This is a genomic window from Paenibacillus sp. N119s (genome assembly GCF_059447605.1).
This window is the reverse complement of the sequence record NZ_JCAJRU010000188.1, coordinates 1-10,416: the sequence shown is the minus strand read 5'-3', so window position 1 is coordinate 10,416 and position 10,416 is coordinate 1. Positions and strand designations below refer to the sequence as shown.

Annotated in this window: 11 protein-coding genes and 1 pseudogene; 5 read left to right on the top strand and 7 right to left on the bottom strand. The window is 44.0% G+C overall.

Translation table 11 applies throughout. The features are described from left to right. A pseudogene (gene adhP / locus AC5V8P_RS18940) lies at positions 1-142 on the bottom strand (alcohol dehydrogenase AdhP); the annotation flags it as partial. A 242-nt stretch (positions 143-384) separates the two neighbouring features. On the opposite strand from adhP, the gene AC5V8P_RS18935 reads away from it, so the two are divergent. Next, complete coding sequence (locus tag AC5V8P_RS18935) at positions 385-1,218, top strand: carbonic anhydrase (protein ID WP_064795629.1); 834 nt, start codon at positions 385-387, stop codon at positions 1,216-1,218. A gap of 122 nt (positions 1,219-1,340) precedes the next feature. Here AC5V8P_RS18935 and AC5V8P_RS18930 read toward each other — a convergent pair whose 3' ends face one another. After that, the gene (locus AC5V8P_RS18930) at positions 1,341-2,627 is read right to left on the bottom strand and encodes a Gfo/Idh/MocA family protein (protein WP_064795628.1); all 1,287 of its coding nucleotides are present in this window, start codon (positions 2,625-2,627) and stop codon (positions 1,341-1,343) included. A gap of 137 nt (positions 2,628-2,764) precedes the next feature. On the opposite strand from AC5V8P_RS18930, the gene AC5V8P_RS18925 reads away from it, so the two are divergent. Beyond that, on the top strand, positions 2,765-3,601 hold the full coding sequence (locus tag AC5V8P_RS18925; RefSeq protein WP_064795627.1) for a helix-turn-helix transcriptional regulator: 837 nt from the start codon (positions 2,765-2,767) through the stop codon (positions 3,599-3,601). A gap of 11 nt (positions 3,602-3,612) precedes the next feature. Here AC5V8P_RS18925 and AC5V8P_RS18920 read toward each other — a convergent pair whose 3' ends face one another. The 4 genes from AC5V8P_RS18920 to AC5V8P_RS18905 all read right to left on the bottom strand — a co-directional run bounded on the left by AC5V8P_RS18920 (position 3,613) and on the right by AC5V8P_RS18905 (position 7,409). Next, the gene (locus tag AC5V8P_RS18920) at positions 3,613-4,443 is read right to left on the bottom strand and encodes a carbohydrate ABC transporter permease (RefSeq protein WP_063206838.1); all 831 of its coding nucleotides are present in this window, start codon (positions 4,441-4,443) and stop codon (positions 3,613-3,615) included. Beyond that, positions 4,433-5,305, bottom strand: coding sequence for a carbohydrate ABC transporter permease (locus AC5V8P_RS18915; protein ID WP_063206835.1), 873 nt, complete (start codon positions 5,303-5,305; stop codon positions 4,433-4,435). Before AC5V8P_RS18915 ends, AC5V8P_RS18920 begins: the two co-directional genes overlap by 11 nt. 38 nt (positions 5,306-5,343) lie before the next feature. Continuing rightward, positions 5,344-6,642 carry an ABC transporter substrate-binding protein gene (locus AC5V8P_RS18910; RefSeq protein WP_064795626.1) on the bottom strand — a complete coding sequence of 433 codons (1,299 nt, stop codon included), beginning with the start codon at positions 6,640-6,642 and terminating at the stop codon, positions 5,344-5,346. A 209-nt stretch (positions 6,643-6,851) separates the two neighbouring features. Continuing rightward, positions 6,852-7,409 carry a GNAT family N-acetyltransferase gene (locus AC5V8P_RS18905; protein WP_064795625.1) on the bottom strand — a complete coding sequence of 186 codons (558 nt, stop codon included), beginning with the start codon at positions 7,407-7,409 and terminating at the stop codon, positions 6,852-6,854. Positions 7,410-7,760: 351 nt separating this feature from the next. On the opposite strand from AC5V8P_RS18905, the gene AC5V8P_RS18900 reads away from it, so the two are divergent. From AC5V8P_RS18900 to AC5V8P_RS18890, 3 genes are all read left to right on the top strand, one after another. Next, the gene (locus AC5V8P_RS18900; RefSeq protein ID WP_063206827.1) at positions 7,761-8,093 is read left to right on the top strand and encodes a hypothetical protein; all 333 of its coding nucleotides are present in this window, start codon (positions 7,761-7,763) and stop codon (positions 8,091-8,093) included. Next, positions 8,072-8,260 carry a helix-turn-helix domain-containing protein gene (locus tag AC5V8P_RS18895; RefSeq protein WP_064795624.1) on the top strand — a complete coding sequence of 63 codons (189 nt, stop codon included), beginning with the start codon at positions 8,072-8,074 and terminating at the stop codon, positions 8,258-8,260. Before AC5V8P_RS18900 ends, AC5V8P_RS18895 begins: the two co-directional genes overlap by 22 nt. A 456-nt stretch (positions 8,261-8,716) precedes the next feature. Then, positions 8,717-9,181: a hypothetical protein gene (locus tag AC5V8P_RS18890; protein ID WP_063206824.1), complete on the top strand. Its 465-nt coding sequence runs from the start codon at positions 8,717-8,719 to the stop codon at positions 9,179-9,181. A gap of 69 nt (positions 9,182-9,250) precedes the next feature. Here AC5V8P_RS18890 and AC5V8P_RS18885 read toward each other — a convergent pair whose 3' ends face one another. Further along, the gene (locus tag AC5V8P_RS18885; protein ID WP_063206821.1) at positions 9,251-9,742 is read right to left on the bottom strand and encodes a hypothetical protein; all 492 of its coding nucleotides are present in this window, start codon (positions 9,740-9,742) and stop codon (positions 9,251-9,253) included. Positions 9,743-10,416: the final 674 nt, after the last annotated feature.

Sequence of the window (10,416 nt, the reverse complement as noted above, 5' to 3'; positions counted from 1 at the left end):
AATCTGCATTTTTCACGTGTAAATCTGTGTGGCAAACCCCACAATATTCAACTTGGACTAACGCTTCTCCATGTTTCAGGGAGCGCAAAGGTTTCTCTTCTACACTAACTTTCTTGTCTTTTGTAACTATGGCTGCTTTCATGTAGATCTCTCCTTTGAGTGGATATGGAATTATTTTGTAATGCACACCCCACTATTATAGTTACTTCCCCCAAAGAGGACAAACAAATATTTCACTACTCCATTACTTTCTCTACACCCCGGTAATCATAAGCAACCATTTCTACCTTTTTCCTAAGTCCTTGTACCCTTGCAGGAACTTTGTACAGTAATTTACAATGTAAAAAGTTTCACACACTCTATTTGGAAGAAGGATAAAGAAACATGAAAAAACACTGGAGAGGTTGCTTATTCAGCATATTTTCCATCATCTTGGGGTTGTCGATAACAGGATGTACACCATCCGCTACTTCTAGTGCTCCTAGCGCATCCTCGTCATCCGCTAGCAACGCACATGCAGTTGTCCAGAAAAGCGCGCATTGGTCCTACGAAGGGGATGAAGGGCCTGAGCATTGGGGGGAGCTGGAAAAGGATTTTGTCGCTTGTGGTCATGGTCAGGAGCAGTCTCCCATCAACATAGAGCATTCCCATCTGAAAGATTCGCATACACAGCAACCATTGCAGGTTCATTATTCTACCACCAAATTATCCATACTGAATAATGGACACACCATCCAAGTCAATGCCGCTAGTCCCAGCAATGATATTGTCGTAAACGGCACTAAATTCACACTAAAGCAGTTTCATTTTCATCATCCAAGCGAACACCAAATAGATGGCAAAAATGCTGAAATGGAGCTTCATTTTGTTCATCAAAGCGATAGCGGAAGCACAGCCGTCTTAGGCGTCCTTATTCAAAAAGGCAAAGAAAACCAAGCTTTCAGCCGCATTTGGTCCAAACTTCCAAAGGATACCTCTCAAAAAGCGAACCTGGAGGGAGAAATAAACCTGGCCACCCTGCTGCCAAAAGACCTGCACTCCGTTCGCTACAACGGATCGCTGACTACCCCGCCATGCACAGAGCATGTGAATTGGACGGTGTTGGAGCAGCCTATTGAAATGTCGGCAGACCAGATTAATCAGTTTGCTGCCATCTTTCCCGATAACCATCGTCCTGTACAACAGCTGGGAACCCGTGAGCTGAAGGCCGATAAATAATAAAATATAGTATCCTAAGATATAAGGTTCTTACTATCTTTAAATACAAACAAGAAGCCCCCTTGTCCCTCTGGTTAGAGATGGGGCTTCTTGCTATTAAAGCTACTGCCTACCTACAACCGTTATAATCGCACTAGTTGCTCAACCTTCACTGGCTGGCCTGTGCGCATAGAGCGGTTGGCGGCGATGCCTGTTAAAATGGACCATGCGCCGTCAATATGGGAGGCCGCACGATGAAACCGATCCTCTGCCGGCTTATCGAAAATGTCCCGCAGCATAACCGGATCTCCTCCGCCATGTCCCCCCAAGCCTTCCTCTACTTCGACCTCGTAAGGCGCTGCAAAGTGAGGATAGATCGTGATGGTTTTCTCCTTTAACGCTCCCTCCTCTGCCTTACTGCCACCGGAGTTAACATAGGATTGCTCAGATACCCGAACTTCCATCCTTCCCTTGGTGCCGTTAAATACGATGATAAATCCCTCCCAAGGCATATAAGCGTTCAGTGAGTAATTCATCACCGTTCTGTTCTGGTACTTGACCATGACACTCAGTGTATCCTCGATGCTAATATTGTCGCCAAATACGCTTTGATCGCGTATATACCCATCCTCATGCTCCGCATCCAGATACATGCTTTTTAGATGCTCGTTACGATCCAGGTGTAAGGCAAAAGGATCATTTTCCGCCGCCTTGCTGCCGTAAGCCCGCTGATAGAACTCCGTCACGCCTCGCTGCTCTGCATTCTCCCGGCCGTAAAATCTTAAATCGCCCATTGCATATACCGTCTCCGGCTTCGAGCCAAGCCAAAAGTTCATCAGATCAAAATGATGCGTCGATTTATGCACCAGCAGACCGCCGCTATTGCGCTTGTCCCGGTGCCAGCGGCGGAAATAATCCGCGCCATGCTGGGTATTCAGCAGCCATTCAAAATTGACTGACAAGATGTCACCCAGCGTCCCATCCATAATAACTTCACGAATTTTCGTATTATGCGGGGCGTAACGATAGTTAAAGGTGACGCACAGCTTCCGTCCCGTGCGATCTATGGCATCCAGAATATCCTGGCATTTGTCCTCGTCGACCGTCATCGGCTTCTCGGAAATGACATCACAGCCCAGTTCCATCGCCCGGATAATATACCGATGATGCACCCGGTCAATGGTCGTAACGATGACGATATCCGGCTTCGTCTCCGCGATCATCCGGTCAAATTCGTGAGCTTTATAAGTCGGAATCGGTTGGTGCTCGTATTTCTCCTGCAACAGCCGATTGGCATAATCCATTCTCGTCTGGTTGACGTCACAGAACGCAACCAGCTCCGATGTATCTTTGAAAACGGTAACAACTTCACCGTAAAAAAATTCAGCTCTTCCACCGGTGCCTACAAGTGCATATTTAATTTTAGCCAATTGGTTCACACCCTTTACATGAATTACTTACATTTTATAGTATAAGAAAGAGCGAAATCTTCACCTTTATTGTGAATTCATCCGAAAAGCATGCATATATTATCCTCATGAACGCCTTCATAAAGGAGAACGCTGCTATGATTGCTACACCTTTTTTTGCCATCGAGCAAGCGCTTCGGACGGTGCCGTTTAGCATGTCTGCCGACCATGTCCATCAAGCACATGAAATCTATTATCTGCTGGCAGGAGAGCGCTACTACTACATTAATCAGCGTGTATACGCGTTACAAAAGGGCGATCTGATCTGGATCAGCAAACATGATTTTCACCGTACGAGTAACAAGGGGAGCGACAGCCATGAGCGAATTTTGATCAACTTTGATGAGGCGTTTGTAGCTTCGTCCACGCCTGTCACTCCATCCGGCGATCAGAGCCACCTGCTTCTGCCCGAAAAAAGCTTTTTACTTCGCCCTTCCGTGCGAGAACAATGCGAGCTGGAGCATTTGTTCCAGCAAATGCTGGATGAATACCATCAAGAACATGCCTACCGTCATATGTATCTTCAAAGCCTGTTGCTCCAGCTGCTGATCCGAATCCGCCGCATACAGTCAACGGCTCCTGACACTATAGCACCGGAACGCAGCGAGCAGCAGCAACGTGTGTACTCGGTGATTGAGTACCTGCATGCCCACTATGCCGAGAAGCTGTCGTTGGAGCAACTGGCAGGACATTTTTATATTAGCAGCACGTATCTATGCCGCATTTTCAAGCAGACCACTGGCTTTACTCTGGTCGAGTATCTTCAGGATGTGCGAATCCAGCAGGCTCGGGCCTATTTGAAGGAAACGAACTGGAAAGTGACCGCCATTGCTGAAAAAACAGGCTTTGACAGCATCGCTCACTTTGGCCGTGTGTTCAAGCATTTCACCGGACATACTCCGTTACAGTACCGGAAAGCACACAAAAAGGAGTAGGGAAAGCGCCCCTACCCCTTGATGCCTGTTAAGGTAATACCCTCAATAATTTGCTTTTGAGCGATGATGTAGACGATGAGCACCGGCACGACAGAGATGGTGGTGCCTGCCATCATCAGTGACCAATCGGCGGTATATAGACCTTTGAAATTGTTGAGCAGAAGCGGAACCGTAAATTTCTCCGGTGTATTGAGATAGATCAGCGGATCAAGAAAGCTGTTCCAGGCACCCAAAAAGGTAAAAATTCCGATCGCCGCCAATGCTGGACGAATGAGTGGCAGAATGACACTCCAGTAAATGCGAATGTATCCCGCCCCGTCCATGACTGCTGCTTCCTCCAGATCGCGCGGAATACCCATGACGAATTGACGGAGCAAAAACACCGCGAATGCATTAAACAAGGCCCCAGGCACGATTAGCGACCAATGCGTATCCAGCCAACCGATACGATCCATCACCAGGTATAACGGAATCATTGTCACCTGCTTAGGTACCATCATCGTAGCGAGGAACAATATAAACAATATATTCGAACCCGGAAAACGGATTTTAGCAAAAGCATACGCCGCCATAGACGCGCTAATCAACGTTGCTGTCACAATGATAAACGTAATGTAAAAGCTGTTCATGTACGCCTGCACAAAAGGCATCGCCTCCAGCGAAGCCGGATAGTTACTCCATACGAACGGATCGGGAATCCATTGCGGCGGAACGACAAAAATTTGAGAAATATCCTTTAGCGAGCTGAGGATGGTCCATAGAAATGGAAAAAACATGATTAAAGAGCCGACAGCGAGCAGCACATGGCGCAGGAACACCCTGCCTCTGCAACTAATCTCCATAGTGCACCCACCTCTTTTGCATTTTGAATTGCAGCAGTGTAAATATGAGAATGATTACGAATAGAATCATCGCCGCTGCCGCACTTTCTCCCATTGTGAAATCAATGAACGCCTGATCGTAAATGTGATACACGAGCGTATAGCTGGCTTTGGCCGGTCCGCCGTTCGTCATGACGAACGCCTGATCGAACACCTGAAAAGAGCTGATGACCATCATAATGGTCACAAAAAAGGTCGTTGGCGACAATAGCGGCAATGTAATATACCTTAACTGCTGAAACTTGCTCGCCCCATCAATCTCGGCTGCCTCGTAATAGGTTTTGGAGATGCCCTGGAGCCCTGCCAAAAAAATAACCATATTGTACCCCAATCCCAGCCATATGCTAAGTAGAGCAATCGACGGGATCACCCAATGCGTATCGGTCAGCCACATCGGGCCTGCAATCCCAATCGCTCGCAGCAGGTGGTTGAAAATACCAAATTCCCCGTTCAGTATCCACATCCAGATGACCCCAACCGATACTGAACTGGTTACGACAGGCATGAAAAAAAATAAACGATAGATTTCCCGGCCCTTCACTTTATTGAGCACGATGGCTACGAGCAAGGCTAGCACAATCCCCACCGGGATGACCAGTGCCATATAATACATCGTATTGATGAGTGCCTTCCAAAAATCGGGGTCAGATAATTGACCTTTAAAATTATCCAAGCCGACAAACAAAGGTACGCCAAAACCATCCCAATTGACAAAGCTTAAGTAAAATGCATATAGCAAGGGCAGCAACGAAAAACATAACAAACCAAGAAACTGGGGGCCAATGAATAAATAGCCCCACAGCGCTTGATGCTTTTTGTGCATCTTGTCACCTTCCTCACCGGTCACGATCCATCCCGTGTTTACTTGATCGCCTTGGATATGATCTGATTCAACTTTTCAATGGTTGTCGCAGCATCCTGCTTGCCCAAGAACATCAAGTCAATGGTTTCCGTGATATCCGAGTTCAACCCCGGCACCTGTGCGTCATAAGCCAATGTAGAACCATAAGCGTGACCTTTATCACGTCCTTCGGTCAAATAGCTTGAATGCTCAATTTTCGCCTTTTTCATTATGCTCTCATCTGCGGCGGCAAACGTACCCATGGCATTTCCGCCTTCGACCAGCCGTGCCTCCTGCCCTTTCACAGAGACATAGAAGGCTGCCAGCTTCATCGCCTCTTGCACATGCGGGCTATTTTTGTTGACAGCTACATATGCAACCGGAATGGCAACAGGTTCATTTTTACCGGTGTTAGAGGGCCAGTAGATATAATCAAAGTCGAGGCTTTTGTTTTGGCTAAACAAAGGCTCCAGCCATCTTCCCGCCGCCAGCATGCCGACCTGATTGGACATGAACATCGCATCTGCTCCCTGCCCTTTCGGAAGGGAACCAAGGTATACTGCATTTCCCTTTTTCACCATATCGTGCATGAAGACGAAGGCTTCCTTGCCCTTTTCATTGTGGTCCAGCACATATTTGCCTTGTTCATCAAAGATCCGGCCACCATTCGACCACACCCATGAATACCAGTGAGCCCACCAGTTCTCCGCAATATAGCCCTGCTTTCCAGCCGCCTTCAGCTTGGAGGTAACCTCCTCAAAGGCGTCCCAGTTCCACTTGCCCTCGTCATAGTATTCCTGCGGTGTCTTCACGCCTGCTTCCTTAAATACCTTTTTGTTGTAGTACATAACCATCGGGTTGGAATCGGGAGTAACCCCATAGATTTCCCCATCACGCTTGGCTGGTCCCCATAATCCTTCCGGGAAATCCTCAGCCTTTACGTCGCTTGCTTCACTTTTTAGAAATTCGCCCAAAGGCTGCACCTGTTTTGCTCCGATCAAACGTGCCATCGTCGATTCATAGGAATAAAAGACATCCGGTCCGCGGCTTCCCTGTAGCTGTGTCAACAGTTTTTGCTCATATTGGTCTCCCGGTACAGGTACCAGCTTAACCTCGATATTCGGATTTTCCTTTTCAAATGCATCCAGGGCCCGCTGATACACCTTCACCTCCGCTGGATTACCCCAAGCCTGCATCGTAAGCCGCACCTTTTGCCCATCTGTATTTTCTATTTTGGGAGAAGTGCTGCATGCCGCTGCAAGTAATAACAGAACGCTGAGGAAAAATCCAACTTTTATCCAGCTCATGTAATTGTCCATCTTAACCGCCTCCTGTAGCTTCGCATGGTTGTGTGCCCATTTACATTGAAGCGCTTACAAAACTTTCCCTATCATCATATGTAGAAGGGGGAATTGCGATATCCCCATTTTCATTTTAAATAAATTTTTTCTTTTGGACACAACAAAAAAAGAAGAATGCAGATGACCTGCCTCCTTCTTTCGTATTCCTACAGCTACAATTCCGTTTTCTATGAATTGATTAGCATCTTTTCAAAAGTGTTATAGCCATTCGTTTCGCCCATATAGGTATAGCCGCATTGTTTATAAAACCCGCTAAGCTTGTCATTGCCCGCAATACAGTCTAGACGGATTCGATCCTTGCCTGCAAAATGGATGCCTTGCTCAATCCACTGCATGAGCTCACGACCCAGTCCCTTCCCACTATTATCTCGATCTACAACCAAACGATGCAGATATACGGAAGTTCCTTCCTCGGAATCTGTCTCCTCTAATCCCCACAACCTACTATCCCAAGCACTGGGCTGCTGCTGCAAGATCACTGCACCTGCCAAGCGATGATCCTTTGGCGTTCGGAAAATAACCACTTCTCCGCGTGCAATAGCGCCGCCCAGATTGTGGTCATCTTCTCCTCTTAGTAATTTGCCCCATTGCGCGGAACCCTTGCTGTGCAGCCATCTAGCCGTCTTTAAAATTAACTCGTGAACCTCAGCCTGATCTTCAGCACTTGCCTGAAAAGCTGTTAATCCTGGTTTGACGGATGATTCGACAATAATCATTGATGTCATGCTGCACCTCAACCCTCTGATTAATTTATTACGTATAAAATATAGCATAAAAAAAAAGAGTCTGACTTCATCTGTTTTTTTTGCAACAGCGGTTCCCTCCGCTTACCGGATATGATTCTTTTTGCTCCTGCCTGTCATCCATACCAACACACACCTGTCTTCTACCAACTTCCATATCGCCCATACCCTTCAATGGTTTCTACATGGAAATTTCAAATAGTTTCAAAATTATTCAAAATTACATTATATTCGCTAAAAAAACAATATTGACGCTATAAATAGGTTGTTTTATTGATTTTGAGAACTCCTACCTTATATGTACGTATATGAACATAAGGGAGGAAATTTCCGATGGGTACTATCGAAGATTATCGACGCGAGCTTTACAGAATTGCTTGGAGAATGCAGTATCGTGCAAAACGCAATCGGAAACGTGAAATTTCTTTAGAATCCAAATCTAATCTCTTTCAAACCTCGTTTTCGGAAGAGTCCGATAACAAAATAATGATGCAATCATATATTAATAGATTAAGGTCTGAGACAGGCAAAAAAGTCATCTATGAAATTTACATAAACGATAAAGCAGAAGGCCAAGTTGCCAAGGAACCCCATATTACACAACAGGCGGTGAGCAATTGGAAAAAGAAGGCGCTTCACGATTTATGTCAGATGATGAGTTTATGAAATTAGTAGAACTCGCCCAAACAAAATCCGATGTAGAGGCTATGGATGCAATTTTCCAATATTTTGATCCAGATATTAAACGATTAAGTAAATTTATCCGTATGCCAAAAGAGGATGCCATCCAGACCCTGAAAACTGAACTCCTTGAGTTCATCATGAAAAAATAATGTGTACTCGGCGATAAGCTGCTTCCAGTTACTCTACCGGAGGTAGCTTATTTTAGCTTTTGCTGTGATCGAGTTGGAATATACTTCTCAACTCTTCTCACATCTTGACCATAATTTAAAATTATACAGGATAAATCAAAGGTTGATCCCAGTATCTATTCTAGCTAAAGGGGCTATTCAAATTTAGAGGGGAATTTTCTTGATCTAGAAGAATTTATATTAGGTTGTGTAGTTAACACCTCCAACTCCTATATAAGTGTAGGAGATAATCGAGCAAAGTACATGAATTAAAAAATTCATGTATTCGCAATTTTCCACGATTTGGTTGTAATTCACAGCCTTAAATCACCTACATAAGTGAAAGGGAATTGAAGACTGATATCAAATAAATGTGGAGCCATTTAGATGTCAGCGACTCCATCAATTCCTCATAAAAAATCAGGAGGTTGATATATTATGGCAAGATCACGAGAGTATGCAGCAACAATAACGGCAAGTCCGTATCAATTACTAAAAATGAGTGAAGCACAACGTGTCGCATTAGAGAACGGGAATTTCAGAGGTGGTTCTGCCAACACAGCTGCAATCGTAGCAGGGCTGTCAGGTTTAACAGCTACGGTTCTGGGGCTGATCTTCGTTGCAAGTACACCAGTAGGAGTAGCAATGGGAATTGCTTCCCTCGCCTCTTCACTATTTGGCTCAGGCACGGGTTCGACAGTCGAAAATGTCATTAGCAACGGTCTTGCGGGCATTGATAAAATCAACAATCAAATTGCCCTTTACGGTGAAAGATACGATCTTTATCAGATTAAATTCCCGTTCCTTGAGTACACTCTACAAGACGGTACTGTTATCCGTTTTATTTCGGGTAATGGCGTTGTGCAAAAAGCACACTCCGGAAATGGATGGGAAATTTTCTAAGAATGATTCCTAAATAACTGAGAAAAAGGTCGATTGAGTTTGATAACCGACCTTTTTTATACAAACTAACTACTCCTTCTGGAAAAGTTTATCGATTGAATTTTTGAACGAATGGTAGTCGAATTCGTTTGTTATCATATATTCCTGCCTATAATTTTTTTCCTGATCAAAGATAGATACTAACTTATTATTCTTAAATGTAATTTCATACTTCGATGTTGAATCCTGATTGCTTTTCGGGCGGATGATAATAGTATAGTAAAAAGGAACTTTATCCCCGTTATTCATTCCGTTTGTTTTTTTAAGCTCAATGCCAGATAATTGATCCAATATTGTTTTAACTCCACTCTTTTCCATCACATGCACGTTATAATCGGTCGGTTCATTAGTAATTTTAGTGTGCGTTCTTATAATCTGAAGGTAGATATTATCCATATCGACCTGATCCAACACAGCTTTTTGAATAGAGGTATTTAAATTCAGAAAATAATAAGTGCCATAAATGCCCCATGCTAGTACTAAAACAATAACAACTGCAATCTTAATAGTTCGATTCTTCATCAATTCACTTCCTTATTTTTTAGTATGATCTCTTTAAAAGTATAGCTACTGTAAACGAGGAAATAGGATTCACCGATTAGAAAAAGTAACTTATGTATCCATGTTTCTTGTGACATAAATAAAAATAGGATAATTTCCAATGAGATCATAACCATAATCACTTCTACAACCGTGTCAGTTACAATACTGGTCCTGTGCTTATTTTGGTATTTTTCGTACATCGTTCGACCGATCAAACGGATGGCGTATATACCCATCAACCAATTATAAATATAATGGGGTGGATTATTATATACAATTCGCACTGTTAGGGTAGCCAAGAAAATTATTAAAACAAGAAAAATTGGATTCTTTGGCATGTTCTCTCCTTTCAATGATTTACAATTATTATACAATAACTACATGCATATTCCATACTCTGGTATTTAGATTATTCAGGGTTTGGGGCTTGTTTTATTTATTACTATCAGTACGATTTGTTGGATAAAGATTTTTTAATCCCTTCCCCTTTCCTTATACGGTACTTCCTCTATGGCCCAAAAGGAAAAAATTATGTGGATCTGTTTTCGGGACCTACGGATGAGAAATTACAGGAGCTCGGCGCAATCCTGGATTCGATTCAAGCACGTTTTGAAGGATCAGCTATTTTTAGAGCCAGCTCCAACACAAGTGCA

What these genes read in the sequence shown, in the direction of transcription:
- AC5V8P_RS18935 (WP_064795629.1), top strand. Translation starts at nt 385, where the DNA reads ATGAAAAAACACTGGAGAGGTTGCTTATTCAGCATATTTTCCATCATC.
- AC5V8P_RS18925 (WP_064795627.1), top strand. Translation starts at nt 2,765, where the DNA reads ATGATTGCTACACCTTTTTTTGCCATCGAGCAAGCGCTTCGGACGGTG.
- AC5V8P_RS18920 (WP_063206838.1), bottom strand. Translation starts at nt 4,443, where the DNA reads ATGGAGATTAGTTGCAGAGGCAGGGTGTTCCTGCGCCATGTGCTGCTC.
- AC5V8P_RS18915 (WP_063206835.1), bottom strand. Translation starts at nt 5,305, where the DNA reads ATGCACAAAAAGCATCAAGCGCTGTGGGGCTATTTATTCATTGGCCCC.
- AC5V8P_RS18910 (WP_064795626.1), bottom strand. Translation starts at nt 6,642, where the DNA reads ATGGACAATTACATGAGCTGGATAAAAGTTGGATTTTTCCTCAGCGTT.
- AC5V8P_RS18905 (WP_064795625.1), bottom strand. Translation starts at nt 7,409, where the DNA reads ATGACATCAATGATTATTGTCGAATCATCCGTCAAACCAGGATTAACA.
- AC5V8P_RS18900 (WP_063206827.1), top strand. Translation starts at nt 7,761, where the DNA reads ATGGGTACTATCGAAGATTATCGACGCGAGCTTTACAGAATTGCTTGG.
- AC5V8P_RS18895 (WP_064795624.1), top strand. Translation starts at nt 8,072, where the DNA reads ATGTCAGATGATGAGTTTATGAAATTAGTAGAACTCGCCCAAACAAAA.
- AC5V8P_RS18890 (WP_063206824.1), top strand. Translation starts at nt 8,717, where the DNA reads ATGGCAAGATCACGAGAGTATGCAGCAACAATAACGGCAAGTCCGTAT.
- AC5V8P_RS18885 (WP_063206821.1), bottom strand. Translation starts at nt 9,742, where the DNA reads ATGAAGAATCGAACTATTAAGATTGCAGTTGTTATTGTTTTAGTACTA.